The 25,353-nt window shown below is 67.7% G+C and carries 24 protein-coding genes; 16 read left to right on the forward strand and 8 right to left on the reverse strand.

Annotation, left to right across the window (positions count from 1 at the left end; translation table 11 throughout):
• Positions 1-6 precede the first annotated feature (6 nt).
• From IPP91_07715 to IPP91_07745, 7 genes are all read left to right on the forward strand, one after another.
• The gene (locus IPP91_07715) at positions 7-1,326 is read left to right on the forward strand and encodes a glutamate-5-semialdehyde dehydrogenase (protein ID MBL0141952.1); all 1,320 of its coding nucleotides are present in this window, start codon (positions 7-9) and stop codon (positions 1,324-1,326) included.
• Positions 1,313-2,008: a nicotinate-nucleotide adenylyltransferase gene (nadD, locus tag IPP91_07720; GenBank protein MBL0141953.1), complete on the forward strand. Its 696-nt coding sequence runs from the start codon at positions 1,313-1,315 to the stop codon at positions 2,006-2,008. Before IPP91_07715 ends, nadD begins: the two co-directional genes overlap by 14 nt.
• A gap of 8 nt (positions 2,009-2,016) precedes the next feature.
• Positions 2,017-2,571 (forward strand): ribosome silencing factor, encoded by a 555-nt coding sequence (gene rsfS, locus IPP91_07725; protein ID MBL0141954.1) that lies wholly within the window; start codon positions 2,017-2,019, stop codon positions 2,569-2,571.
• Positions 2,572-3,042 carry a 23S rRNA (pseudouridine(1915)-N(3))-methyltransferase RlmH gene (rlmH, locus tag IPP91_07730; GenBank protein ID MBL0141955.1) on the forward strand — a complete coding sequence of 157 codons (471 nt, stop codon included), beginning with the start codon at positions 2,572-2,574 and terminating at the stop codon, positions 3,040-3,042.
• 4 nt (positions 3,043-3,046) lie between these two features.
• The gene (maf, locus tag IPP91_07735; protein MBL0141956.1) at positions 3,047-3,658 is read left to right on the forward strand and encodes a septum formation inhibitor Maf; all 612 of its coding nucleotides are present in this window, start codon (positions 3,047-3,049) and stop codon (positions 3,656-3,658) included.
• Positions 3,659-3,874: 216 nt separating this feature from the next.
• Positions 3,875-5,329, forward strand: coding sequence for a ribonuclease G (rng, locus tag IPP91_07740; protein MBL0141957.1), 1,455 nt, complete (start codon positions 3,875-3,877; stop codon positions 5,327-5,329).
• Positions 5,330-5,874: 545 nt separating this feature from the next.
• Complete coding sequence (locus IPP91_07745) at positions 5,875-6,165, forward strand: hypothetical protein (GenBank protein ID MBL0141958.1); 291 nt, start codon at positions 5,875-5,877, stop codon at positions 6,163-6,165.
• A gap of 72 nt (positions 6,166-6,237) precedes the next feature.
• On the opposite strand, the gene IPP91_07750 is transcribed toward IPP91_07745, so the two are convergent.
• From IPP91_07750 to IPP91_07775, 6 genes are all read right to left on the reverse strand, one after another.
• Positions 6,238-8,721: a dynamin family protein gene (locus IPP91_07750; GenBank protein ID MBL0141959.1), complete on the reverse strand. Its 2,484-nt coding sequence runs from the start codon at positions 8,719-8,721 to the stop codon at positions 6,238-6,240.
• A 206-nt stretch (positions 8,722-8,927) separates the two neighbouring features.
• The gene (locus tag IPP91_07755) at positions 8,928-9,161 is read right to left on the reverse strand and encodes a hypothetical protein (GenBank protein ID MBL0141960.1); all 234 of its coding nucleotides are present in this window, start codon (positions 9,159-9,161) and stop codon (positions 8,928-8,930) included.
• A gap of 178 nt (positions 9,162-9,339) precedes the next feature.
• The gene (locus IPP91_07760; GenBank protein ID MBL0141961.1) at positions 9,340-9,513 is read right to left on the reverse strand and encodes a hypothetical protein; all 174 of its coding nucleotides are present in this window, start codon (positions 9,511-9,513) and stop codon (positions 9,340-9,342) included.
• A 199-nt stretch (positions 9,514-9,712) separates the two neighbouring features.
• Positions 9,713-10,297, reverse strand: a complete 585-nt coding sequence (locus IPP91_07765; GenBank protein ID MBL0141962.1) for a YggT family protein — start codon at positions 10,295-10,297, stop codon at positions 9,713-9,715.
• A gap of 2 nt (positions 10,298-10,299) precedes the next feature.
• On the reverse strand, positions 10,300-11,112 hold the full coding sequence (locus IPP91_07770) for a pyrroline-5-carboxylate reductase (GenBank protein MBL0141963.1): 813 nt from the start codon (positions 11,110-11,112) through the stop codon (positions 10,300-10,302).
• Entirely contained in the window at positions 11,109-11,807 is a 699-nt protein-coding gene (locus tag IPP91_07775; protein MBL0141964.1) for a YggS family pyridoxal phosphate-dependent enzyme, read from the reverse strand. The genes IPP91_07770 and IPP91_07775 overlap by 4 nt, the downstream gene beginning before the upstream one ends.
• 87 nt (positions 11,808-11,894) lie before the next feature.
• On the opposite strand from IPP91_07775, the gene IPP91_07780 reads away from it, so the two are divergent.
• Positions 11,895-12,938, forward strand: coding sequence for a type IV pilus twitching motility protein PilT (locus IPP91_07780; GenBank protein ID MBL0141965.1), 1,044 nt, complete (start codon positions 11,895-11,897; stop codon positions 12,936-12,938).
• Positions 12,939-12,956: 18 nt separating this feature from the next.
• On the forward strand, positions 12,957-14,096 hold the full coding sequence (locus tag IPP91_07785; GenBank protein MBL0141966.1) for a PilT/PilU family type 4a pilus ATPase: 1,140 nt from the start codon (positions 12,957-12,959) through the stop codon (positions 14,094-14,096).
• Positions 14,097-14,141: 45 nt separating this feature from the next.
• Here the strand turns inward: IPP91_07785 and IPP91_07790 are convergent, their stop codons facing one another.
• On the reverse strand, positions 14,142-16,634 hold the full coding sequence (locus IPP91_07790) for an MASE1 domain-containing protein (GenBank protein MBL0141967.1): 2,493 nt from the start codon (positions 16,632-16,634) through the stop codon (positions 14,142-14,144).
• A gap of 46 nt (positions 16,635-16,680) precedes the next feature.
• Here IPP91_07790 and IPP91_07795 point away from each other — a divergent pair, with 46 nt between their 5' ends.
• The 7 genes from IPP91_07795 (at position 16,681) to IPP91_07825 (ending at position 24,626) form a co-directional block, all read left to right on the forward strand.
• Complete coding sequence (locus IPP91_07795) at positions 16,681-17,430, forward strand: response regulator (GenBank protein ID MBL0141968.1); 750 nt, start codon at positions 16,681-16,683, stop codon at positions 17,428-17,430.
• Between the two features lie 31 nt (positions 17,431-17,461).
• On the forward strand, positions 17,462-19,480 hold the full coding sequence (gene hyfB / locus IPP91_07800) for a hydrogenase 4 subunit B (protein MBL0141969.1): 2,019 nt from the start codon (positions 17,462-17,464) through the stop codon (positions 19,478-19,480).
• A complete protein-coding gene (locus IPP91_07805) occupies positions 19,477-20,424 on the forward strand; it encodes an NADH-quinone oxidoreductase subunit H (protein ID MBL0141970.1) in 948 nt (315 codons plus the stop codon). Before hyfB ends, IPP91_07805 begins: the two co-directional genes overlap by 4 nt.
• 12 nt (positions 20,425-20,436) lie before the next feature.
• Complete coding sequence (locus tag IPP91_07810) at positions 20,437-21,096, forward strand: formate hydrogenlyase (protein MBL0141971.1); 660 nt, start codon at positions 20,437-20,439, stop codon at positions 21,094-21,096.
• Positions 21,096-22,547, forward strand: a complete 1,452-nt coding sequence (locus tag IPP91_07815; protein ID MBL0141972.1) for a hydrogenase 4 subunit F — start codon at positions 21,096-21,098, stop codon at positions 22,545-22,547. Before IPP91_07810 ends, IPP91_07815 begins: the two co-directional genes overlap by 1 nt.
• A 64-nt stretch (positions 22,548-22,611) precedes the next feature.
• Positions 22,612-24,108, forward strand: a complete 1,497-nt coding sequence (locus IPP91_07820; GenBank protein ID MBL0141973.1) for an NADH-quinone oxidoreductase subunit C — start codon at positions 22,612-22,614, stop codon at positions 24,106-24,108.
• The gene (locus IPP91_07825) at positions 24,108-24,626 is read left to right on the forward strand and encodes a formate hydrogenlyase (GenBank protein ID MBL0141974.1); all 519 of its coding nucleotides are present in this window, start codon (positions 24,108-24,110) and stop codon (positions 24,624-24,626) included. Before IPP91_07820 ends, IPP91_07825 begins: the two co-directional genes overlap by 1 nt.
• Positions 24,627-24,660: 34 nt before the next feature.
• Here IPP91_07825 and thrH read toward each other — a convergent pair whose 3' ends face one another.
• A complete protein-coding gene (gene thrH, locus IPP91_07830; GenBank protein MBL0141975.1) occupies positions 24,661-25,281 on the reverse strand; it encodes a bifunctional phosphoserine phosphatase/homoserine phosphotransferase ThrH in 621 nt (206 codons plus the stop codon).
• Positions 25,282-25,353: the final 72 nt, after the last annotated feature.

A 25,353-nucleotide genomic window follows, 5' to 3' on the forward strand; every position in this document is an offset into this window, starting at 1 on the left:
GAACCCATGAACGACCTGGACACCAGCAACGACGCGCAGGCCCTCGTCTCCGCTCTGGGCCAATCGGCCCGCGAGGCGAGCCGGTTTCTCGCGCGCGCCGGCACCGCCGCCAAGAACCACGCCCTCGAAGTCGCGGCCGATTGCCTCGTCGATCGCGAAAAGACGATCCTCGCGGCCAATGCCCGCGACGTGAAAGCGGCGCGGCGCGGGAGCGACGGCACCGGCAATCGGACGAACGGCGCCGACGACGCCTTCATCGACCGCCTCAAGCTGACGGCCAAGGCGATCGAGGAGATGGCCGAGGGGCTGCACCAGGTCGCGAAGCTGCCCGACCCGGTGGGAGAGATCACCGACTTGCGCTACCGCCCCTCCGGCATCCAGGTGGGCCGCATGCGCGTGCCGCTGGGCGTGGTGGGCATCATCTACGAGTCGCGCCCCGACGTGACGGCAGACGCGGGCGCTCTGTGCCTGAAGAGCGGCAACGCGGCCATCCTGCGCGGCGGAAGCGAAGCCCTGCACTCCAACCAGGCCATTGCCGCCTGCCTGCACCTGGGCCTGAAGGCCGCAGGCCTGCCGGAGACGGCGATCCAGCTCGTGGGTACCACGGACCGCGCAGCCGTCGGCGAACTCATCACGGCGGAAAAGTACGTGGACGTGATCGTGCCGCGCGGCGGCAAGAGCCTCATCGAGCGCATCTCGAAGGAGGCACGGGTGCCCGTCATCAAGCATCTCGACGGCGTTTGCCACGTGTACATCGACGCGAGCGCCGATCCCCTGAAGGCTCTTGCCATCGTCGAGAACGCCAAGACCCAGCGCTACGGCACCTGCAACACGATGGAGACGCTCCTCGTCGCGCAGCCGGTGGCGGCCGTGGTGCTGCCGGCCATCGGAAGAATGTTCGCGCAGAAGGGCGTGGAGATGCGCGCCTGTCCCGAGTCCAGGGCGATACTCGAGGGCGCGGGCGTGACGGGCGTGAAGGACGCCGCCGAGGAAGACTGGTACGCCGAGTACCTCGCGCCCATCGTCGCCATCGCGACCCTGCCCGGCCTCGAGGAGGCCATCGCGCACATCGCGAAGTTCGGCTCGCAGCACACCGATGCCATCGTCACCCAGGACTGGGGGCGCGCGCAGCGGTTCCTGCGCGAGGTCGATTCCGCCTCCGTCATCGTGAACGCCTCGACCCGCTTCGCCGACGGCTTCGAGTACGGCCTCGGGGCCGAGATCGGCATCTCCACCAACAAGCTCCACGCGCGCGGCCCCGTCGGGCTCGAGGGGCTCACGTCGCAGAAATGGATCGTGCTCGGCGACGGACATGTCCGCGGCTGACCGGTTGGCTTCCCCCCTCGGCCTCTTCGGCGGCACCTTCGACCCGGTTCACTTCGGGCACCTGCGGCTCGCCGCCGAAGTGCGGGACGCCTTCCGCCTCGAGCGCGTCGTGTTCCTGCCGGCCGGGCACCCGTGGCAGCGCTCCCGCGACACGTTCGCAAGCGGCGCCGACCGCGTGGCGATGCTGCAGGCAGCCATCGCGGGCGAGGCCACCTTCGCCGTGGACGACCGCGAGGTGCGCCGCGAGGGCCCCACCTACAGCGTGGATACGCTCGGGGAATTCCGCCGCGAGTGCGGCCCCGATCGGCCGCTCGTGTTCCTGTGCGGCACGGACGCCTTCGCGCGCGTCGAGACCTGGCACCGATGGGAGTCGCTCTTCGACCTCGCGCACTTCGCCGTCGCCGTGCGGGCCGGCGACCCCGAGTGGCATTCCCGCGGCCCCGGCGCGATTCCCCGGTCCCTGTGGCCGCGCGTGACGATGGGCCTGAAGGACGTCCTCGGCACGCCCGCCGGGCGGATCATGACCTTTGCCATGACGCCGCTCGCCATCTCTTCCACCGCCATCCGCGGCCTCGTGCAGGCCGCAGCATCCATCCGCTACCTCACACCCGACCCCGTGGTCGATTACATCCACCAGCACCAGCTCTACGGAACCCGAGGGTTCCCGGCGACGCTGGAATAGACGAAAACATGACCCGCCAACTGACCACCCTTGCCAAGAAGAAACTCGTCGTCGCCGCCCTCGAAGACATCAAGGCCCGCGACATCCTTGCGATCGACGTGAGGAAAATAACCTCCATGTTCGACTGGATCGTGGTCGCGAGCGCCGACTCCGCCCGCCAGACCAAGGCCCTCGCCCGCCATGTGCGCGACAAGCTGAAGGAGGCCGGCTGCGCCATCATCGGCACCGAGGGGGAGGAAGGCGCCGAGTGGGTGCTGGTGGACTCCGGCGACATCGTGACGCACGTCATGCAGCCGGCGATTCGCACCTACTACAACCTCGAGGAACTCTGGGGCGAGGGCAAGTTCGACCGGCCGGCCAATCCCGGCTCCCAGGCAGTCCAGCGCCTGCCGAAGGCGTCGGAGGAAGACGTGCCGACGCTACCCCACGAGAGACCGAAAACCCGGAAAACCTCCGCAGCGCGATCGCGCAAGGCCGCGCCGGCTTCCGGCAAGGCGCCGCGAGCGCGCGCAACCGCCACCCCGGGCGCCAAGCGCCCCCGGCGCCGCAAGCCATCCGCCTGAATGCGCCTCACGATCATCTCGGTCGGCCACAAAATGCCCGCCTGGATCCAGTCGGGCTACCGCGAGTACGTGAAGCGCCTGCCTCCGGAGATGAAGGTCGAGCTGGTCGAGCTCAAGCCGGAGGACAGGACTTCCGGCAAGACAGTGGACAAGGCCAAGGCGCTGGAGGGCGAGCGCATTCTCGCCGCGATTCCGGAGGGCGCCACGGTCCTCGCGCTAGACGAGAAGGGCCGGATCGTCACCACGCCGGGCCTTTCGGTGATGCTCACCGGGTGGATGCGCGAAGGGGTCCATCCCGTCTTCGTGATCGGCGGGGCGGACGGGCTCTCGGAAGGAGTCATCGAGCGCGCGGACAAGCTGGTCTCGCTCTCCGCGATGACGCTCCCGCACGGGCTCGCCAGGGTGATCCTCGCCGAGCAGCTCTACCGTGCCTGGTCCATCCTCGCCAACCATCCGTACCATCGCGAGTAGGCCGATGAGCGTCATCTACCTCGCGTCCCGAAGCCCCCGCCGCCGCGAACTGCTCGCGCAGATCGGCGTGCGGTTCGAGATGCTCCTCTTCCGCGAGGGCTCGAGGCAGGACTCCGATACGCTGGAGGACCCTTTTCCGGGCGAGCACGCCGACGACTATGTGCGGCGCGTGACGCGCCTGAAGGTGGAAGCCGCATGGCAGCGCGTGGTGTTGCGCAAGGGGCTGCGGCGCATGCCGGTGCTCGCCGCCGACACCACCGTTGCGCTGGCGAACGAAATGCTCGCCAAGCCCGTGGATGCCGCCGACGCGGCGCGCATGCTGCGCCTGCTCTCCGGCACGCGGCATCGCGTCCTCACCGCCGTCGCCGTGACCCTCGAGGGACGGATCGAGATGCGCGTGAGCGAGTCCCACGTCACCTTCTGCCCGCTGGACGAGGCGCGGATCGACGCCTACATCGCCTCGGGCGAGCCCTACGACAAGGCGGGCGGTTACGGCATCCAGGGGCGCGCCGGGGCGTTCGTGCAGCACCTGGAGGGCAGCTACAGCGCAGTCATGGGGCTGCCGCTTTTCGAGACCGGCGAACTTTTGCGAGAATTCGGATTGACCGTACCGTAAGATGGGGGCGTAAACCTCTGGAACACGGATGAACACGGATAAAGGCAGATGAACACGGATTCTTCGGGATGGAGATGAGTCCGTCCTCCTGATCGATCTGCCGGGTGGGGTGGTGACATCGGGCACCAACGTCCCCGCGCCAGGCTTCATCCGTGTTCATCTGCCTTTATCCGTGTTCATCCGTGTTCCAGAGGTTTACTCCTCCCGTGAGCCCCGATGAACGAGCAGATCCTCATCAACATCACCCCGCAGGAAACGCGGGTCGCGGTCACCGAGCAGGGCGCGGTGCAGGAGCTGCACATCGAGCGCGACTCCTCGCGCGGAATCGTGGGCAACATCTACCTCGGGCGCGTGTGCCGGGTGCTGCCCGGCATGCAGTCCGCATTCGTCGAGATCGGCCTGGCGCGCGCCGCCTTCCTGCACGTGGCCGACATCTGGATGGCGCGCAACAGCGACGGGCAACTCAAGCCGATCGAGAAGATCCTTTCGGAAGGGCAGACCCTGCTGGTGCAGGTGGTGAAGGACCCCATCGGCTCCAAGGGCGCACGCCTGTCCACCCAGGTCTCGATTGCGGGACGGCTCCTCGTCTACCTGCCGCAGGACCCGCACATCGGCATTTCCCAGCGCATCGAGGACGTTGCCGAGCGCGAAATCCTGCGCGAGAAAGTGCATTCCCTCATTCCCGAGGGCGAATCGGGCGGGTTCATCGTGCGCACCGTCGCGGAGACGGCGACCGACGCCGAGCTCAAGGCCGACATCGACTACCTGGTCACTCTCTGGACACAGATCCAGCAGGCCGCCACGACCGCAGCCCCGCAGGCGCTCCTTTACCTGGACCTCGCCCTCGCCGCGCGCGTGCTGCGCGACCTCGTCACCGACACCACCGAGCGCGTGGTCGTGGACTCGCGCGAGACCTTCCACCGGCTCAGGGATTTCGCCGAGAAGTTCACGAGGAAGGCGCTCCCCGTCCTCGAGCACTATTCGGGGGAACGCCCGCTGTTCGACCTCTTCGCCGTCGAGGAGGAAATCGAGAAGGCGCTGGCGCGGCGCGTGGACCTGAAGAGCGGCGGCTATCTCATCATCGACCAGACCGAGGCCCTCACCACCGTGGACGTGAACACCGGCGGCTTCGTCTCCGGTCGCTCGTTCGACGACACCATCTTCAAGACCAACCTGGAGGCCTCGCAGGCCATCGCGCGGCAGCTGCGGCTGCGCAACCTCGGCGGCATCATCATCGTCGACTTCATCGACATGGATACGCAGGAGCACCGCGACGCGGTGCTGGCGGAGTTCAGGAAGACGCTGGCCCGCGACCGCACGCGCGTCACCGTCAACGGGTTTTCCCAGCTGGGGCTCGTGGAGATGACGCGCAAGCGCACGCGCGAATCTCTCGCCCACGTCCTTTGCGAGCCGTGCCCGACCTGCACCGGCCGGGGCGAACTGAAGACCGCGCAGACGATCTGCTACGAGATCCTGCGCGAGATCCTGCGCACCGAGCGGCAGTTCGGCGCCAAGGAGTACCGCATCCTCGCCTCCCAGATGGTGATCGACATGTTCCTCGACGAGGAGGCGAACGCGCTCACCATGCTCGGCGACTTCATCGCCAAGCCCATCTCCATGCAGGTGGAAACCGCCTACAGCCAGGAACAGTACGACGTCATCCTGGTGTGAAAAAGGGGACAGACCCCTTTTCCTGAAACGGGGTCTGTCCCACTACTGTCCGGTTAACGTGACGGGGTGAGACAAAAATGTCTTATCTGACGAGACGTTACGGACGGGACGCCACGCGGCTGCGGGCGGGCGTGTGCGGGGGACGGGGGGGGGGGGGGGCGGCCGGGGGGGGGGGCGGGGGGGGGGGGGGCGGGGGGGCGGGGGGCGGCGGGGGGGCGGGGGGGGGGGCGGGGGGGGTTTGCGCGGCGTCCACGCGGCCGATGCCAACAGGCGACTGGCGACGGGCCGATCGCGCAAGTGCTGATCGCGGGGCGCACTTCCGACAGCCTTGCCGGTCTGGCCACACGGGGGGTGGGGTGTTTCCGGCCGGGCGTTCTTCGTCACCGGCCCGATCGAACATGGATGCCAGGCGCCTGTACCCGCCCCAACCGCAGCACCGGCGTGATCTGCGACCAAACCATCGCCCTCAACGGCTTCTATGCGAGAAAGACTACCCCGAGCAGTTGCGTCGCACCCTTCAAGTGCCCGAATCGGGCAAGACCCTGGTGTTCCTGACCAACAATACGACCCTGCCGGCATTGACGATCGCCGGCTCTCAAGAGCCGTTGGCAGGTCGGCTGTTCTTCAAGTGGATCAAGCAGCATCTGCGGATCAAGCGCTTTATGGCACCACGGAGAACGCCGTCAAGACACATCTGGACGGCCGATCCGTCTACGTGCTGGTGGCCACTGAAAAAGGAGTGCTCTCGAAGCCTCGCTCTACGCGACAGTTCTCTCGGTCACCGTATCGAAAAATGCCGCTGCAACAAGCCCTTGTCGACGATGCGCGACTCTTGACCAACCCCCTCAACCCCAACCAACTGACTCTTCTCGGTTTTTAACCGGACAGTAGTGGGTCTGTCCCCTTTTTCATGATTTCTGCGGGAGGTCCTGTGGCCGGCGTTTGGCTTCCTGGAGCTTCTCGATGGAAAGGTCCAGCCGCTGGGTGCGGGTGAGGTCGAGTTGCTGCGTCTTCTCCGCGCCCTGGGGTTGGGCACCGGAGAGGTCGAGCTGCTGCGTCTTCTCCGCGCCCTGGGGCTGCGGCGAGGGCGCCTCGGACTTCTTCGAGCCGTCCGGGTTGTAAAGACGCGGGTCGAAGGCGGGCAGCCGCTGGGTCTTGTCGCCGTCGGCGGCGCGCTCGTTGACCGTATCGTCGGGACCGCTGCGCGCGAGCGCAGCCAGCATGTCGCTGGAGATCATCGGGGCTTCCTGCGGCTTCGCGGGCGCAGCGGGCCGGGGTGCGACGGGCTTCGGCGGCTCCTCCTTCACGTGCGCCACCTCGCGGAATACCTCCTGCGCGCGGGCGGCTCGCCGGGAGATCGTGAGCGGCGCCTCGAAGACCGAGAGCCGGGTGGTTTCCATGAGCTCGGCAGGCATCATCGGCTCGGTCCGATCGGTCCCCGCCTGGGCCGGGGCCGCGGCCGAGGCCGCCTCGGTGCGCGAGACGCGCTGGAGCAGCCCCTCGATCATCTCGCGCTGCCTGGCGAGATCCGCCTCCACGCCCTTGAGGACGGCAAGCTGCTCGTTGATGCCGGTGGATTTCTCGTTGATCTTCGACAGGTTGTCCAGCCGCGACTGCAGCAGCTGCTTGTGGTCCTTGATCTGGGTTTCCAGCGGCAGCGTCACCGCCTGCAGCCAGCGCTCGCTCTGGCCGCGCGAATCGTTGAACAGCGAGCGGGCCTGCGCGACGAGGGAGGCGTAGAACTTCTTCACGAAGAAGCTCTTGTAGTTGGCCACGTTGACCGGGTCGCGGCTGAACTCGTCCGTTTCCGCGACGAGGAGCTTCAGCTTGGTCGCATGCAGCTCCAGGTCCAGCGAGGGAAGGTTCATCTTCTGGAAGCCGAACTTCTCGACGAAGGTGTTGTACACCCCTTGCATCAGCTTCTTGATGTCTTCGCTGGCGGCGAAGACCCGCTCGAAGTCCGCACTCATGAGCTTGGCCAGCTCGCGCATGCCGCGCTGGAGCCCGACCGTGGTCCACGAATCGTCGAGAGCCTGCGCGCTCTTCGCGAGCATCATGTCCAGCTTCGCCGGGTTGAGCATGTCCATCAGCGCCGAGCGCTTGGCCGAGAAGGTCGAAAGGTTCACCTTGTACTCGGCCAGCGCCGCGTTGTAGGCGCCCTTCTCGGCGGCAATCTTCTGCCACAGCTTGGTGACCACCTCGCGGCTCTTGCCCACCAGGCCCTGCAACTCGGCCATCGACGCCACGTTGGCCTTCTGCCTGTTCGCGATGGAGGCGCGCGACGAAACCATCATCGCGCCGATCTCGTTCATCACCGCCTTGCACAGGATCTGCCGGCGCATCGGCACGATCTGCTTCGCAAGGTAGTCTTCCAGGCTCTCGATGCCGCTCTTCCTCACCAGGCCCGCGTCTTCCCGGATCTTGCCCACCAGGGCCTTCTGCGCGGACAACGGGAAGATGCGCGAGGCGTCCAGGGAGAGCGCCTTCGCGGTGGTCTCCACCATGCGCAGCACCGCGCGGTCGATCTCCACGGGCGTCTTCAGCTCGTCCCACATCAGGTCGATCTTGTTCAGCACCGCGATCTTCTGCGGCAAGCCCGGCCTCACGTAGCGGTCCCAGATCTCCAGGTCGCTCTTGGTGACGCCCGTGTCGATGGACAGGAGGAAGAGGATCGCGTGCGCGCTGGGCAGCGTCGACACGGTGAGCTCCGGCTCCATGCCCAGCGCATTGAGGCCCGGCGTGTCGAGGATGGACAGCCCGTTGGAGAGCAGCGGGTGCGGGTAGTTGATCATGGCGTAGCGCCACGCCGGCACCTCGATCAGTTCCTCCTCGCCGGGCAGCTCGCCGTTCTCGTTCACCATGGGCGCCAGGCCGAGCATGCGCGCCTCGAGCGCATAGACCCGCTTCGTGTCGGCCAGCGCGGAAAGCGCCTTCTTCATCTCGGTCGCCGAGCCCGTGTTGAGCCGGATCTTGCTCCATTCCACGGGATTGTTCTTGAGCTGCGAGATCGATTCGTCGCGGTAGCGCGTCTCGACGGAGAGCAGCTTGAGGTAGGGCTCCTCGCCCGGATCGTGGAAGATCTCCGTCGGGCACATCGTGGTGCGGCCGACGTCCGAGGGCAGGAGCCGCTCCTTGAAGCTGGAGAAGAAGAGGGCGTTGATGAGTTCCGATTTCCCGCGTGAGTATTCCGCGAGGAACGCGAGCATGAGGCGACCCTTGTTCAGGTTCTCGAGCAGGTCGTAGAACCGGATCGACTGCTGGACGTCGAGCTGCCCGTTGGCCTCCAGCCAGTCGTGGTACGCGGTGACCGAGCGCGTTAGATCCTCCCGCCAGCGGTTGTAGCGGGCGATCTCGCCTTCGAATCGGGTGTCGACAGGAGAGACGGGGTTCACGGGCGCGCTCGGAATCTCGGGGCACCAGTGTAACCGAGACCCCGCGAAAAGCGGCGCCGGGGCGCCCGCCCGCCCCGGCCGGGGGCGCGTTCGCGAACACGCCCCCAAAAAAATGGCCGGACGCGAGGTCCGGCCGGCAAGGAGGAGGGGGATTCATCCCCGGAGGCGCGACCGCCCTGATCGGGTCCGGTCCTTCGGCAGCGCCTTCAGGCGACGCGGCGGAAATCCGGGTCGTTGGCGGGCGTCTTCGGGCGGGCGGAGGCGGTCGCTTGCGGCACCGTGTTCGCGGCGCGGCGGGTCATCTCGAACGGCCCCGCGCTCGGAAGGAGCAGCGTGCCACGTTCGCCGCCGAGGGCAAGGAACAGGTTCATGCCGGCGAGCATGAGGATCGGGGAGGCGATGGCGAAGAGTTGCGCGTAGTTTTCGATGAAGAGGTTCATGGTCGGTCTCCTGGCTGTTCGGTTTTGGGTCGGTGTCCCGCCCCCGGATCGGGGCGGCGCTTCTTTTCGTCCTGCGTTGGATCGCAATCTAGGTTCCCGGCTTCTTGCTCGCCAGCCTCATGCGACGAACGGGCGAAATCCGGGGTCGAAACGCTTTCCGGCGAGGGGTTTCGGGGTCCTACTCCCCACCCGGACTGCGGCCGAATACCACCTCGGCCAGCGTCCGGCCGCTGCGGTCCACCACCCGGACGCGGCCTACCCGGCGCTCAACCAGCCAGGCGGCCAGGGCCAGAAGCCCGGCCAACGGGAGCGCCACCAGGAGAAGGCTGATCGCGAATCGTGACAAGTCCATGTTGTTTCCTCTACCTGCGCTTGCGGCCCCCCGGGCAGACCCCTGCCGGATTCGGGCGGCGCGACATTTCGTTTCGCGCTGGTTCCCACATTACGCATCCCCCGCCCGGGAATCGGCGGAGGAATGCGCCGGTTACGGATGCAATAGACGACGCCGGATTGTGCGAAAACGCACACCCGGGCGCGATGCAGGACGGGGGCTAGGAGGCGAAGCGGCCGATCATGTGCAGGGACTCGGCCTCGAGCCAGGAGACCGGCAGCATGAGGACGAGCTGGCAGCCGATGAGGACGAGCACCGGCGTGATGTCCACGCCGCCAATGGGGGGAATCGCCTTCTGGAAGGGCTTGAGGAAGGGGCGGGTGAGGGCTTCGAAGAACGGCGCCACGGGGTGGTAGGGGTTGACCCAGGAGAGCAGCGCCTGGAGAAGCACCGCCCCCATGATGATGTAGATGGTGAGGCGCAGAAGTTTCACCAGCGCCAGGAAAATGAGCGCCGAGAACACCGCCCCGCTCACGAGCTCCACGCCCTGAAGGAGCGACAGGATCGCCAGGAGCACCAACTCCGCCCCCCATGCGACCGCGAGCGAAGCCAGGTCGAGGCCCCAGAGCCCCGGCAGCAGGCGGCGCAGCGGCTTCACCGCGAAGTCCGTGAGCGCCATGGTGAACTGCGCGAGAGGGTTGCGGGCCGGCGCGCGCAGCGCCTGCATCCAGAAGCGCACGAGCGCCGACAGGATGAAGAGGTCGAAGATCGACTCGACGACGAAGGCGATGGCCTGGATGAGCATGGTCAGTCGCGCCCGAATTGCTCGCCCAGCTCCTTCGAGCGGGCGCAGGCGGCCTTCACCGCCTCGACAAAGCGCGCCTTCAAGGCCGCGCCCTCCATTTCACCGAGGGCCCGTTCGGTCGTGCCGCCCTTCGAGGTGACCTGCGCGCGAAGCACCGCCGGATCCTCGCCGCGCTCCTTCGCGAGCTTCGCAGCGCCGGCGAACGTGCCGAGCGCGAGCGCGCGGGCCGCCTCGGGGGCGAGGCCAAGTTCGCGGCCCGCCTGTTCAAGCGCTTCGACGAAATAGAAGACGTAGGCCGGCCCGCTGCCGGAGACGGCGGTCACCGCATCGAGATCCCCTTCCCGCGGCAGCCACACCGTTTCGCCGACCGCGCCCATGAGTCTTTCCGCGCAGCCGCGCCCTTGGGCATCGACTGCGTCGGGCGCGTACAGGCCCGTGACGCCGGCGTGCACCAGGGCGGGCGTATTGGGCATGGCGCGCACGATCGCGGCGTGCCCGCCCAGCCAGCGCGACAGGTCCGCGATGCGGATGCCCGCGGCAATGGTGACGACTAGCGTGGCGGGCGCAAGCGGCAGGAGCGGCTTCACGGCCTCGCGCATGTGCTGCGGCTTCACCGCGAGCACCAGGGCGTCCGCCACGGGAAGGTCCGTGCCGGCCGACTCCCGTACGGTCACGGCGAAGCGCGAGGCCAGCGCCTGTCGCGCGAGGGCGCCCGGGTCGATCACCGTGATGTCGGAGGGGGGAAACCCCCGCCCCACGAGACCGCCGATGATGGCCGCCCCCATGTTGCCTCCTCCGAGAAAGGTCACCTTCATGGCCTGTCCCCCGCGGGACGCGGTTCGCGCGCCCCGAAGATGGCCGTTCCGATTCGCAGCATCGTTGCGCCCTCCGCGAGCGCGGCCCGCCAGTCCTGCGTCATGCCCATGGAAAGCGTGTCGCAGGCAATGCCGGCGGCACGGATCGCCTCGAGCTCGCGGCGCAGCATGGCGAACTCCCGCCTTGCCGTCGCCTCGCTGCCCGACGGGCTCGCCATGCCCATGAGCCCGCGAAACCCGAGTCCCGGAAGCGTGGCGACATGCCTGGCGAGGGTCAGCGCCTCGCCGGGCTTCACGCCGGCCTTGGTCGCCTCCTCGCTGATGTTCACCTCCACGCACACCTGGAGCGGCGGCCTGCCCTGCGGGCGGTGGCGCGACAGGAGGTCCGCCATCTTCTCGCGGTCCACTCCGTGCACCCAGTCGAAGTTCTCCGCGACGTCCCTTGCCTTGTTGCCCTGAAGGGCGCCGATGTAATGCCAGGTCGCACCCAGGTCCGCCAGCTCGCGGATCTTCCCGACCGCCTCCTGCACGTAGTTCTCCCCGAAATCGCGCTGGCCGGCGGCGTGCGCCTGCCTCACCATGCCGGACGGGTGCGTCTTCGAAACCGCCACCAGCGTGACGGCACGGCTATCCCCTTGTAACGCTTCGGAAATGCGCCGTTTCAGTTCTTGCAGGTTTTCCGCGATTGGAGACATAATCGACTCGCTTTCGAGGCGCATTCTACTCTGGCTGAAAGCTGCCCCTTCCCTGCGCCGCCCCCTTCCACAGCCCCGAGAACATAGATGGATATCGCCGAACTCCTCGCTTTTTCCGTCAAGAACAAGGCTTCCGACCTGCACCTGTCCGCGGGATTGCCCCCGATGATCCGCGTGCACGGGGACGTGCGCCGCATCAACGTGCCGGCGCTCGAGCACAAGGACGTGCACGGGATGGTCTACGACATCATGAACGACTCGCAGCGAAAGGTGTACGAGGAAACGCTGGAGGTGGACTTCTCCTTCGAGATCCCGAACCTCGCGCGCTTCCGTGTGAACGCCTTCAACCAGCAGCGCGGCGCGGGCGCGGTCTTCCGGACGATTCCCTCCAAGGTGCTCACGCTCGAGGAGCTGCACTGCCCGAAGATCTTCGCGGAGATCGCGAAGTACCCGCGCGGCCTGGTGCTGGTGACCGGCCCCACGGGCTCGGGCAAATCGACGACGCTGGCGGCGATGGTCAACGACGTGAACGAGAACGAGTACGGCCACATCCTCACGGTGGAGGATCCGATCGAGTTCGTGCACGAGGCGAAGAAGTGCCTCATCAACCAGCGCGAAGTGGGGCCGCACACGCTCTCCTTCGCCAACGCGCTCAGGAGCGCGCTTCGCGAGGATCCGGACATCATCCTCGTGGGCGAGATGCGCGACCTGGAGACCATCCGCCTGGCCATGACCGCGGCCGAGACGGGCCACCTCGTGTTCGGCACGCTGCACACCTCCTCGGCCGCGAAGACCGTGGACCGCATCATCGACGTGTTCCCGGCGGCGGAAAAGGAAATGATCCGCGCCATGCTCTCGGAATCGCTCCGCGCGGTGATCTCGCAGACGCTGTGCAAGACCAAAGACGGCACCGGCCGCGTCGCGGCGCACGAGATCATGATCGGCACGCCCGCGATCCGCAACCTCATCCGCGAGGCGAAGGTCGCGCAGATGTATTCCGCCATCCAGACAGGCCAGGCGATCGGCATGCAGACGCTGGACCAGAACCTGCAGGACCTCGTGAAGCGCAACATGGTTTCGATCCCCGAGGCGCGCCTGAAGGCTTCCAACAAGGACGCATTCATCGGCTAGACCAGGCCGGGAGACGCCATGGAACGCGAACAATCTCTGAAATTCATGCACGACCTGCTGCGCGCCCTCGTCGCGCGCAAGGGCTCCGACCTCTTCATCACGGCGGGCTTCCCCCCCGCGATGAAGGTGGATGGCAAGGTGACGCCGGTTTCCCAGCAGAGCCTGTCGCCGATCCACACGCAGGAGCTCGCCCGATCGATCATGACGGACAAGCAGGCGGCCGAGTTCGAGGCGACCAGCGAGTGCAACTTCGCCATCAGCCCGTCGGGCATCGGGCGCTTCCGCGTGAACGCCTTCGTGCAGCAGGGCCGCGCGGGGCTGGTGCTGCGCACGATCACGACGACGATCCCGAAGTTCGACGACCTGGGCCTGCCCGCCGTCCTGAAGGACGTGGCGATGACCAAGCGCGGCCTCGTGATCTTCGTGGGCGGCACGGGCTCGGGGAAATCGACCTCCCTCGCCGCGATGGTCGGGCACCGCAACGAGAACAGCTACGGCCACATCATCACGATCGAGGACCCGGTCGAATACGTGCACGAGCACAGGAACTGCATCATCACGCAGCGTGAGGTCGGGGTCGATACCGACAGCTGGTTCGCGGCCCTGAAGAACACGCTGCGCCAGGCCCCCGACGTGATCCTCATCGGCGAGGTGCGCGAGCGCGAGACGATGGAATACGGCATCGCCTTCGCGGAAACGGGGCACCTGTGCATGACGACGCTGCACGCGAACTCCACCAACCAGGCGCTCGACCGCATCATCAACTTCTTCCCGGAGGAGCGGCGCGCGCAGCTGCTGATGGACCTGTCGCTGAACCTGAAGGCCATCATCTCGCAGCGTCTCATCCCGAAGAAGGGCGAGAAGGGGCGCGTGGCCGCCATCGAGATCATGCTGAACTCCCCGCTCATGTCGGACCTGATCTTCAAGGGCGAGGTGCACGAGATGAAGGCGCTCATGAGCCGCTCTCGCGAGCTGGGCATGCAGACCTACGACCAGGCGCTCTTCGACCTCTTCGAGCAGGATCTCATCACCTACGAGGACGCGTTGCGAAACGCCGACTCGGTGAACGACCTGCGCCTGAAGATCAAGCTCGAGAGCAAGAACGCGAAGAACCGCGACCTGGGCTCAGGCCTCGACCACCTCGAGATCGTCAAGTGACTTCTCCCCTCCAGCCTCGGGAGTAGGGCTGGCGGCGAGGTCCCGTCAGGCCGCGCCGAAGAATAACCGCAGCGCCTCGCCGATGTCCTGCATCCGGTAGGGCTTGCGCAGGATCCGGTTCACGCCCGCGGCCAGCGCCCGCGTCTCGAAGCCCGCGCCGCCGAATCCGGTTGCGATCACGATGGGGATGGCGGGGTTCGCCCGCCGCAGCTCCACGGCCAGCTGGGTGCCCGTGAGGCCGGGCATGACCTCGTCGCTGATCACCGCCTCGAAACGGCGCGGGTCGGCGCGGAATGCCTCGAGCGCGGCCCGGCTGTCGGTGTAGCCGACGGGCTCGTAGCCCAGGGTCGCGAGCATTTCCTCGAGGGCCGCGAGCACCTCGGGCTCGTCGTCCACGGCGAGGATGACCTGCCCCCGGCCCGCGATCGAGGCGGCTTCGCCGGCAGGTTCCACGCCCGCGCCGTCCACCCTGGGCAACCACACCGTGAACGTCGTGCCGCGTCCCGGCTCGCTCGCCACATCGATGGCGCCGCCGTGCTCGCGGACGATGGAATGCACCAGCGCGAGTCCCAGTCCCGTTCCGCGCCCCGCGGCCTTGGTCGTGAAGAAGGGCTCGAAGATGCGGTCGATCACCTCCGGCGGGATGCCTTGCCCCGTGTCCTTCACCTCCAGGACGGCCCACTCGCCGGGCGCCACTTCGGAAAGCCGCGTTCGCGCCGGGGAGGCGAGCGTGCGCCGGCCGAGCGAGATCTCGAGCACGCCGCCGCCGGGCATCGCCTGCATGGCGTTCGAGGCGAGGTTCATGATGAGCTGGTGCAGGCGCGTGGGGTCGCCCACCACCATCGCCTCCTCCGGCGCGACCGCGAGTCGCAACTCGATGTCGGCCGAGGAGGATCCGCGCAGCAGGTCGCACACCTCGGCGGCAACGGAGCCCAGGATCACCGGCTCGTGGATCCCGCTCTCGGCGCGGCTGTAGGAAAGGATCTGCGCCACGAGCGCCTTGGCACGGTTTCCCGCATTCACGATCGTGTCCACGTAGCGCTTGAGTTGCGGGTCTTCCTGCACACGCGCCTGGGCGAGCTCGCCGTAGCCGAGGATCGCGCCCAGGATGTTGTTGAAGTCGTGGGCGATGCCGCCCGCCAGGCGCCCGACCGCCTCCATCTTCTCGGCCTGGCGCAACTGCGCGGCGAGTGCCTGCCGTTCCGCCTCCGCGCGCACACGCTCGGAGACGTCGCTCACGAACCCGATGATGCGCCGCCGCCCCGCCTTGCGCCGCGTGGGGTCGTCGATCGCATAGCCGTTCACGCCGATCGTGATCCATTCCCCTTTGCCGCGGGTGACGCGGTACTCGGTGGCGATATGGGAAATCTCGCCGGAAAGGAGCTGCCGGCCGCTCGCGCGGGCGCGCATGCGGTCGTCGGGGTGCACGCGCCCCAGCCATTGCTCGACGGTCGAGATCCCCTCGGCCGGCAGGCCCAGCACCGCCCGCGTATCGCCATCCCACAGGAGGCGCCCGGAAGACGGGTCGAGCTCGTAGAGGAGGTTGCCGCTGGCGCGGATGGCCGCTTCGTAGCGCCGGCGCCATGCCTCTGTCGCCTGCGCGGCCCCCTCGCGCTCGGCGAGCAGGGCCGCGGCGAAAAGCGTGGTGACCACCGCCGTCGCGAGGAAGCCCTGCAGATGCAGGAGCGACATCCACTCCGTGGTCCCGAGGGTCGCGAACGGTCCGCGCCCGTGCGCCGTATGCCAGTAGCAGATGAGGGCGAAGGTCACCAGCCCCAACGTGGCCGCGCGAAGCCCGAAGCGAAGCGCCGCCCAGATGAGGAGCGGCGAGCACAGGTACGCGAGCGGCGCGATGAACCCCGGCGCGTCGGGCCGCATGCGGAAGACGAAGTGGGTGGCGACGACGAGTCCCGCGAAGAGCACGATCACCTCGGCGGCCCGGCCGCGCAACGGGGCAGCCGCCTCGTCCCGCCGTTCCCGGAACCAGGCGAGCACGAGGGGGGCCACCACGACCATGTTCACGAAGTTGGAGACGAAGGTCACCGTCCATTGCGCGCGGAAATCCGCCCCGACGCGCCACCAGGTGAAGGTTGCGTCCCCCAGGGAAACCACGGCCGTGAGCGGCACGAGGTTCACGAGGAACCCGGTCAGGCCGAGCAGCGTGCCGATGTGCACGCGACCGCCCGCGAGCCGAAGCAACCCCGCGGCAATGATCGCCGGTTCCGCGACATTCACCAGCGCCGGGAACGCGGATGCGGCGAGCGGCATGCCGGCCTGCAGTCCGGCAACGAGGGAACCCGCGAACGCGAGCACGAGGCACGCAATCCGTTGCGGGCGCGACGCGACGAGGAGCGCACCGAGGAGGAGCCCGTCGCCGGGCCAGATGAACGGAGGAACGTGCGCCTGGCCGGGCAGCGCGAAGGCGAATACCGAAAGCGCGTAATAGGCAAGCCCGAAGGCCGCGACGAGCGTCGCCTCGCCCCCCGGAAGAACGGGGCTTGCGCCGCCGTCCTGGATCCAGCCGGTCGTGGTCTTCACGGAAAATGTCCCCTGATCGCGCGATTCTACGGGCTCCCGGCGTAAAATGGCCCGAAACAACCGCGCCCGCAGGGACATCCCATTGGAAGCTCATATTCTCGTCGTCGACGACGACCCCGCCATTCGCGAGCTCGTGCGTGACTTCCTGCGCCAGCACGACCTGGAGGTTTCCACCGCCGGGAGCGGCGCGGAGATGGACAAGGTGCTCGGGGGAGGCATGGTGGATCTCGTGATCCTCGACCTCAAGCTTCCCGACGAGGACGGTCTCGCCATCGCGCGGCGCCTTCGCGAGAAGCTCGACATCCCGATCATCATCCTCACCGGCAGCCGCAAGGAGGAGCTCGACCGCGTGATGGGGCTGGAGCTCGGTGCGGACGATTACGTCACCAAGCCCTTCAGCCAGCTCGAGCTCCTGGCCCGGATCAAGGCCGTCCTGCGCCGCACGGAGGGCCAGCGGGCCGCCCGTCGCGTGGAAACCGTGCGTGCCTATCGTTTCGCCGGCTGGGAGCTGAACACGGGGCTGCGGCGCCTGAAGTCGCCCGACGAGCGCCAGGTCGAGCTCACCAACAGCGAGTACGCGCTTCTCGTCGCCTTCCTTCGCGCGCCGCAGCGCGTGCTTTCACGCGACCAGCTCCTCGAATCCAGCCGCCTGCACGACGACATCTACGACCGTTCGATCGACGTGCAGATCCTGCGCCTTCGCCGGAAGATCGAGGAAAAGGCGAACGAACCGAAGCTCATCCGCACGGAGCGAGGAGCGGGTTACTTCCTCGACACCTCCGTGGAGACCGTGTGAGCGTCTCAGCGCCGCGCCCGTAGCGATCGCCATGGGGACGTTACCGAACCTCCTCGCGATCGACGGCGTCATGATCATCGTCGCCGTCTGGTTCGCGATCGGATTCATCGGCCTGGCGGCGCTGCACAACTTCCGGTTGATCGGGCGAATCCTGTTTCCCGCCTCCGCCGCATCGAGCCTCGCCCTCGCCGGCTTCGCCCTCATCGCCCTGCCGGGCGCGCCGCAGACCGCGGTGCTCGCGATCGGGCTGCCCGATCTGCCCTTCCACCTGCGCCTGGACGCGCTCTCGTCTTTCTTCCTGGCGCTCCTGGGCCTCGCGAGCGCCGGCATCTCGGTCTTCGCCGGGGGCTATTTCCGCCAGGGCGAAGGCACGCCGCCCGGGCTCCTGTGCCTGCACTACCACGTCTTCCTCGCAAGCATGACGATGGTGCTGCTCGCCGACGACGCCTACGCCTTCATGGTGACCTGGGAGATGATGGCGCTTTCCTCCTTCTTTCTCGTCACCACCAACCACCGCATCGCCGAGATCCGCCGCGCGGGCTTCCTGTACCTGCTCGTCGCGCACATCGGCGCCATCGCGATCCTGCTGTGCTTCGGCGTACTGCAGGCCAACACCGGCGACTACACGTTCGCCAACATGAGGGCGCAGCACCTGTCGCCGTTCTGGGCCTCGTGCGCGTTCCTCCTGGCGCTCTTCGGCTTCGGCGCCAAGGCGGGGATCCTGCCGCTGCACGTCTGGCTTCCCGAGGCGCACCCGGCTGCCCCTTCGCCGGTGTCCGCCCTCATGAGCGGCGTGATGCTCAAGACCGCCATCTACGGAATGGTGCGCGTGAATTTCGACCTCATCGGCTCGCCGATCTGGTGGTGGGGCGTCGTCGCGCTCAGCGTGGGGCTCGCCACCGCGCTCTTCGGCGTCGTGTTCGCCGCCGCCCAGGTGGACATGAAGCGCCTCCTCGCGTACTCCTCCATCGAGAATATCGGCCTCATCGTCGTGGCGCTCGGGCTCGCGATGATTTTCACCGCCTACCGCATGCACTCGCTCGCGGCGCTGGCCCTCGTGGCCTGCCTCTACCACTGCGTGAACCACGCCCTCTTCAAGAGCCTGCTCTTCCTGGGCACCGGCTCGGTGCTGCACGCCACCCAGGAGCGCAACCTCGGCAAGCTCGGCGGCCTCATGCGCTTCATGCCCTGGGTCGCGTGGACCATGCTCGTGGGCGTGATCGCGAGCGCGGGGCTGCCGCCGTCGAACGGCTTCGTCTCCGAGTGGCTGCTGCTGCAGGGCTTCCTCTTCACGGCCGAACTCCCGAACCCGTACCTGCGCATGCTGGTGCCGGTCTTCGCGGCCGGCGTCGTGCTGGTGGCGGCCCTGGCCGGCTACGTGATGGTGAAGTTCTTCGGCGTGATCTTCCTGGGCCGGCCGCGCGAGGAGAAGCTCGCCAACGCCCACGACGCCGGCGGACTCGAGCGCCTGGGCCTGCTCTGGCTCACCGCGGGCTGCATACTCCTGGGCCTCTTCCCGGTGGCGGTGATCGAGGTGATCGACCCGGTCACCTACGCCCTCGTGGGCCGCGGCCTCGCGCAGAGCGGGCGCATCGGCGACTGGCTGCTCCTGGCGCCGGTCTCCGCCGAGCGGGCTTCCTACAGCCCGATCCTGTTCCTGCTCGTCACGGCCGCGGTCGTGATCCTCGCCTATTTCCTCGTGCGCCGCTTCTACCACGGCAACGTGCGCCGGGCGGCTGCCTGGGACTGCGGCTTTCCCCTGCAGACGGCACGCATGCAGGACACGGCCGAGGGCTTCGGACAGCCCATCCGGCAGATCTTCGAACCGTTCTATCGAATGCACCGGGAACTGCCCACGCCCTTCGAAAGCGCGCCGCGCTACAAGGTGACGGTCGAGGACCCGATGTGGGGATGGATCTACCTGCGGATCGCCGCCACGACCGAGGCCGTCTCGCGATGGGTGGGGATGCTGCAACGCGGCCGCATCTCGATCTATCTGCTCTACAGCTTCGTCACCCTCGTGGCCCTCCTCTTCTTCACCCAGCTATGAACTTCGAAGGCATCTTCGCCCAGCTCCTCGCGATGGCCGTCGCCCTTGCGGGTGCGCCGCTGCTCTCGGGGTGGGTGAACCAGTGCCGCGCGTGGCTGCAGAACCGCCGCGCCCCCCCACTCACGATGCCCTTCCGCACGCTGCACAAGCTCTTCTGGAAGGAGTCGGTCGTCGCCCACGACGCCTCGCCCATCTTCCGGCTGGCGCCCTACATCGTGTTCGGGTGCATGGCGCTCGCCTCGATGATCATTCCGACGCTGTCCACCAACCTGCCGCTGGCCCCGGCCGCCGATGCCATCGCGCTGGTGGGCCTCTTCGGCATCGCGCGGCTCTTCATCTCGCTCGCCGCCATGGACATCGGCACCTCCTTCGGGACCATGGGCGCGCGGCGCGAGATGCTGGTGGGCTTCCTCGCCGAGCCCGCCTTCCTGATGGTGCTGTTCACCGCATCCCTCATCTCCAGCTCCACATCCCTCGCGAACACCGTCTCGACGCTCGCCCACCGCGAATTCGCGATCCTTCCGAGCCTCGCCTTCGCCGGACTCGCCTTCACGATGGTCTCGCTCGCCGAGAACGCGCGCGTGCCGATCGACAACCCGGCCACCCACCTCGAGCTCACGATGATCCACGAGGCGCTCATCCTCGAGTACTCGGGGCGCCACCTCGCGCTCATCGAGTGGGCGGCGTCGCTCAAGCTCTTCGCCTACTCCTGCGCCGGGCTCGCGATCTTCTTCCCGTGGGGCATCGCCGAGGCGAGCGACCACGTGGCGCTGCTCTGGGCGCTGCCGGCGCTCGCCGCGAAGCTCGTGGTCGGCGGTTTCACGCTCGCCCTCATCGAGACGATCCTCGCGAAGATGCGAATCTTCCGCGTGCCCGAGTTCCTCGCCACCGCCTTCCTGCTGGGCGTGCTGGCGATCCTCGTCCACCTCCTCCTGGGAGCCTGAGACCCAAGCGCCATGTCGCCCCTCACCGGCCAGATCATCAACCTCTTCGCCTCCGTGCTCCTGCTCATCGCCTTCGCGATGCTGGCGCAGCGGCGCATCGTGACCCTGATCAACCTCTTCGCGCTGCAGGGGCTCGCGCTGGTGGGCTCGACCCTCACCGTCGCCTGGGCCACGGGCCAGCACCACCTGTACTGGTCGGCCGGGATCACCTTCGTGCTCAAGGTCGTCGTCCTGCCGTTCATCCTGCACCGCCTCATCCGCAGCCTGAACGTGAAGTGGGACATCGAGACCCTCATCAACATCCCGACGATGATGCTGGTGGGGATCCTGCTGGTGGTGTTCGCCTTCAACCTGGCGTTGCCCATCTCGCAGTTCTCGCAGTCGATCGCGCGCGCCACCCTGGGCATCGCGCTCGCGTGCGTGCTGATGTCGTTCCTCATGATGATCACGCGCTCCAAGGCGGTTCCGCAGGTGATCGGCTTCCTGTCGATGGAGAACGGCCTGTTCTTCGCGGCGACCAGCGCCACCTACGGCATGCCGATGGTGGTGGAGCTCGGCATCGCGCTGGACGTGCTCGTGGGCATGGTCATCCTGGGCGTGTTCATGTTCCAGATCCGCGAGCAGTTCGATTCCCTCGACATCCATCACCTCGAGAAGCTCAAGGAGGATTGATGGAAGCGTTCTTCGTCCTCCTCGCCATTCCGCTCGCCGGCGGACCGTTCCTGTGGCTGCTCGGCGATCGCGACTTCGCGCCCGAGGTGAACTCCGCTTTCAGCTTCGCGACCTTCGCGGCCTCCGCGTGGCTTACGGCCGTGGTGATTTCTGGCGGGTCGATCACCGCGTGGGGCGAGCAGTTCTTCGTCGATGCGGTGAACGTCTTTCTCGTGACCCTCACCGCCTTCGTGGGGTTCACCACGTCGCTCTTCTCGCGGCCCTACATGCGCGTCGAGCGCGAGAAGGGCAAGATGACGGGACCGCGCCTTCGCCTGTACCACAGCATGTACCAGGCGTTCATGTTCACGATGCTGCTCGCGCTCACCACCAACAACATGGGGATCCTGTGGGTGGCGATGGAGGCGGCGACGCTCGCCACGGTGCTGCTCGTCTCGGTGTACCGCACGGCGGCGAGCCTGGAGGCGGCGTGGAAGTACTTCATCCTGTGCGGGGTGGGCATCGCGCAGGCGCTCTTCGGCACGATCCTGCTCTACTTCGCGGCCGAGCGCGTGCTGGGCGCGGAGGGCAACGCGCTCCTGTGGACGCACCTCAACCTGGTCAAGGCGGACCTCGAGCCGGCCATCATGTCGCTCGCCTTCGTGTTCCTGCTGGTGGGCTACGGCACCAAGATCGGCCTGGTTCCCCTGCACAACTGGCTCCCGGATGCGCATGCCGAGGGCCCCACGCCGATCTCGGCCGTGCTTTCGGGCCTGCTCCTGAACGTCGCCCTCTACAGCGTGATCCGCTGCAAGGTGCTGGCGGACGGCGCGCTGGAGTCGCGCTTCGCCGGCAACCTGATGATGGGCTTCGGCCTCGTGTCGGTGGTGGTCGCCGCCTTCTTCCTGTCGCGCCAGCGCGACGTGAAGCGCATGTTCGCCTATTCCTCCATCGAGCACATGGGCCTGGTCACCTTCGCCTTCGGCATGGGCGGGCCCATCGCCAACTTCGCGGGCCTGCTGCACATGACGGTGCACTCGCTCGTGAAGAGCGCCATCTTCTTCGCCGTCGGCCACGCCGCGCAGAAGGCCGGCACGCAGGTGATGGAGGACATCCGCGGCCTCATGAAGGTGAGCCCGACCGTGGGCTGGGGACTCATGATCGGGACGCTGGCCATCCTGGGCATGCCGCCCTTCGGCGTGTTCGCGAGCGAGTTCCTCATCCTCACCACCGCGATGCGCGAGCACCCGTGGGCGACTCCCTTCCTGCTTCTCGCGCTCGGGGTCGCGTTTGCGGCCGTCTTCAGCCGCGTGCAGCCGATGGTGTTCGGCGACACCCACATCAAGGCGCTCGCGCACCCGCCGGCGCTCGTGCCGGTGTTCGTCCACCTGGGGCTGGGGCTCCTGCTCGGCCTCTACATTCCCCCCTACCTCGCCGCCTGGTACGCCGAGGCGGCGAAGCTCCTGGGCTGACATCGTGCGCATTCCGGGCCTGAACCTGAAGTGGAAGTCGCTCCCGGGCGACGCCCCGGCGTCGATGGCGAGCGTGGGCGAATGGCAGTGGACGGAGGCGGCGCGCCTCGCGCGCGAAGGGGGCGGGCGGCTCGTGGCGCTGTGGGGCGCCGACCACCGCGACCTGGCCGACGACGCGGACGAGTACTCCGTCTATGCCGCCTATGCCGTGCGCGACGGGCTCGTCGTCGTGGAGCTGCTCGTGCAGGATTCCGCGCCGTCCTATCCGGACCTGTCGGGCCTCTTCCCCGCCGCCGTCCGCATGCAGCGCGCGCTCCACGACCTCCTGGGCATCGGCGCCTCGGGCGCCGCCGACACGCGCCCGTGGCTGCGCCACGGCGCATGGCCCGAGGGGGTGTTCCCGCTGCGCCGCGATTTCGACGCCGCGGCGCTTCCGGCCAATGCGCTCGCAGACTACGCGTTCGTGCGTGTCGAGGGCGACGGCGTGCACGAGATCCCCGTCGGGCCGATCCACGCCGGCATCATCGAGCCGGGCCATTTCCGCTTCTCCATCGTCGGCGAGAAGGTGCTGCGCCTCGAGGAGCGCCTGGGCTACACGCACAAGGGCATCGACAAGCGATTCGAATCCTTCACGGTGGCGGAAGGGTACCGCCTCGCCGGACGCGTATCCGGCGACTCCACCGTGGCGTTCGCCTGGGCCTACGCGCAGGCCGCCGAATCTCTGCTGGGCGTCGTGCCGCCGCCGCGCGCGCGCTGGATCCGCGCGCTCGCGCTCGAGCGCGAGCGGGTCGCCAACCACCTCGGCGACCTGGGCGCGCTCGGCAACGACGCCGCACTGGGCTTCGCGCTCGCGCAGTTCATGCGGCTGAAGGAGGACTGGCTGCGGGCGAGCGGCGAGGTGTTCGGCCACCGCCTGCTCATGGACCTCGTGGTTCCCGGAGGCGTGGCGGCGGGCTTCGACGCGGTGCAGGCCGAGCGCCTGGTGAACCAGTCGCACGCCATCGAGGCCGAGGTGCGCGAGCTGCGCGCGATCTTCGACGAGCACGCGGGGTTGCAGGACCGCTTTCTCACCACCGGGCGCGTTACGCCGGATCTTGCCAGGAAGCTGGGCCTCACCGGCCTCGCGGGGCGGGCGAGCGGGCAGGCGAGCGACCTGCGTGCGGACTTTCCGGCCGTGCCCTACGGCGAGCTTTCCGTGAAGAAGGCCGGCCAATCGGCCGGTGACGTCGCCGCCCGGGTGCACGTTCGCTTCGACGAGCTCCTCGAGTCCCTGCGGCTGGTGCGCGCCATCGCGATCGGCGCTCCCGACGGCGAGCTTCTCGTGGAGCTTCCGCAGCCGCGTCCGCAGGCGTTCGGCGTGGGCTGGGTGGAGGGATGGCGAGGCGAGGCGTTCGTCGCGCTGGAGGCGGGCGGGGACGGCATGATCCGCCGCGGGCACGCGCACGATCCTTCGTGGCAGAACTGGCCGCTGATCGGGCACGCGGTGATGGGTAACATCGTTCCCGACTTCCCGCTCATCAACAAGAGCTTCAACCTTGCCTATTCGGGGCAGGACTGCTGATGATCCGCATCCTTCGGAAAATCGTGAAGACAGGCATCGTGAGCGAGGCCCCTCCGGAGGCCTCCGAGCTGCTTCGCGTGCGCGCGCCGCAGATCCAGGACGAGATCCTGCGCCTGTTCGGCCGGGCACTGGCCATCCGGCAGGTGGACGCGGGTTCCTGCAACGGCTGCGAGCTGGAGATCCACGCGCTCAACAACCCGTACTACAACATCGAAGGGCTGGGCATCCGCTTCGTTGCGAGCCCGAGGCATGCCGACCTGCTGCTGGTCACGGGGCCGGTGTCGAAGAACATGGAACACGCGCTGAGGATCGCGTACGAGGCGACACCGAATCCGAAGCTCGTCGTCGCCGTGGGCGACTGCGGCTGCACCGGCGGCATCTTCGGCGAGAGCTACGCGAGCTGCGGGAGGGTCTCCAACGTGATTCCCGTGGACGTCGCGGTGCCCGGCTGCCCGCCGCCGCCGATCGCGATCCTGCAGGGAATTCTCACGGCCGTCGCGGCGCGCCTGCCCGCCTGAAGACGGTCGGGTTGCGATTCCGGCTCGTGCAGCCTCAAGGCGCTTCGCCGATCCTCCTGTCCGCCTCGTCTATCGCGGCCATCAGCTCGCCGTAGTCGCGCGTCACCGGAAACTGCGGAAACTCGCCGGTGATGCTGGCGGGGGGGCAGTAGAAGATCCCGGCGTGCGCTGCCCCCAGCATCGCGGTGTCGTTGTAGGAGTCCCCGGCCGCGATCACCTTGAAGTTGAGCGCGCGCAATGCGTTTACCGCGGCGCGCTTCTGGTCCGGCATGCGCAGCCGGTATCCGCGAACGAATCCGGCGTCATCGACCTCGAGGCGATGGCAGAAGAGCGTCGGACGGCCAAGCTGCGCCATCAGGGGGCTGGCGAACTCGTAGAACGTGTCGGAGAGGATCACCACCTGGAAGCGGGAGCGCAGCTCGTCCAGGAACTCCCGCGCCCCGGGCATCGGACCCATGCCGCCTATCACCGCCTGGATGTCCGGCAATCCCAGCTTGCGCTTGCCCAGCAGGTCCAGCCTGAAGCGCATCAGCTTGTCGTAGTCGGGCTCGTCGCGCGTGGTGCGAGACAGCTCCGGGATGCCGGTGCGTTTCGAGAATTCGATCCAGATTTCCGGGACGAGGACCCCTTCGAGGTCGAGGCAGACGATGCGCAAGGCTTTCTCCGTGGCGGCGCGACACCTTGTCGCGCGACGAAGGTCGAAGTTTACGCTGCGCGGCCTCCGGCG

The organism is Betaproteobacteria bacterium, assembly GCA_016720855.1.
In the GTDB taxonomy this organism is placed as follows: Bacteria; Pseudomonadota; Gammaproteobacteria; order Burkholderiales; family Usitatibacteraceae; genus FEB-7.

Coding starts and splice junctions, on each gene's coding strand:
- IPP91_07715 (MBL0141952.1), top strand. CDS start 7: ATGAACGACCTGGACACCAGCAACGACGCGCAGGCCCTCGTCTCCGCT.
- nadD (MBL0141953.1), top strand. CDS start 1,313: ATGTCCGCGGCTGACCGGTTGGCTTCCCCCCTCGGCCTCTTCGGCGGC.
- rsfS (MBL0141954.1), top strand. CDS start 2,017: ATGACCCGCCAACTGACCACCCTTGCCAAGAAGAAACTCGTCGTCGCC.
- rlmH (MBL0141955.1), top strand. CDS start 2,572: ATGCGCCTCACGATCATCTCGGTCGGCCACAAAATGCCCGCCTGGATC.
- maf (MBL0141956.1), top strand. CDS start 3,047: ATGAGCGTCATCTACCTCGCGTCCCGAAGCCCCCGCCGCCGCGAACTG.
- rng (MBL0141957.1), top strand. CDS start 3,875: ATGAACGAGCAGATCCTCATCAACATCACCCCGCAGGAAACGCGGGTC.
- IPP91_07755 (MBL0141960.1), bottom strand. CDS start 9,161: ATGAACCTCTTCATCGAAAACTACGCGCAACTCTTCGCCATCGCCTCC.
- IPP91_07760 (MBL0141961.1), bottom strand. CDS start 9,513: ATGGACTTGTCACGATTCGCGATCAGCCTTCTCCTGGTGGCGCTCCCG.
- IPP91_07765 (MBL0141962.1), bottom strand. CDS start 10,297: ATGCTCATCCAGGCCATCGCCTTCGTCGTCGAGTCGATCTTCGACCTC.
- IPP91_07770 (MBL0141963.1), bottom strand. CDS start 11,112: ATGAAGGTGACCTTTCTCGGAGGAGGCAACATGGGGGCGGCCATCATC.
- IPP91_07775 (MBL0141964.1), bottom strand. CDS start 11,807: ATGTCTCCAATCGCGGAAAACCTGCAAGAACTGAAACGGCGCATTTCC.
- IPP91_07780 (MBL0141965.1), top strand. CDS start 11,895: ATGGATATCGCCGAACTCCTCGCTTTTTCCGTCAAGAACAAGGCTTCC.
- IPP91_07785 (MBL0141966.1), top strand. CDS start 12,957: ATGGAACGCGAACAATCTCTGAAATTCATGCACGACCTGCTGCGCGCC.
- IPP91_07795 (MBL0141968.1), top strand. CDS start 16,681: ATGGCCCGAAACAACCGCGCCCGCAGGGACATCCCATTGGAAGCTCAT.
- hyfB (MBL0141969.1), top strand. CDS start 17,462: ATGGGGACGTTACCGAACCTCCTCGCGATCGACGGCGTCATGATCATC.
- IPP91_07805 (MBL0141970.1), top strand. CDS start 19,477: ATGAACTTCGAAGGCATCTTCGCCCAGCTCCTCGCGATGGCCGTCGCC.
- IPP91_07810 (MBL0141971.1), top strand. CDS start 20,437: ATGTCGCCCCTCACCGGCCAGATCATCAACCTCTTCGCCTCCGTGCTC.
- IPP91_07815 (MBL0141972.1), top strand. CDS start 21,096: ATGGAAGCGTTCTTCGTCCTCCTCGCCATTCCGCTCGCCGGCGGACCG.
- IPP91_07820 (MBL0141973.1), top strand. CDS start 22,612: ATGGCGAGCGTGGGCGAATGGCAGTGGACGGAGGCGGCGCGCCTCGCG.
- IPP91_07825 (MBL0141974.1), top strand. CDS start 24,108: ATGATCCGCATCCTTCGGAAAATCGTGAAGACAGGCATCGTGAGCGAG.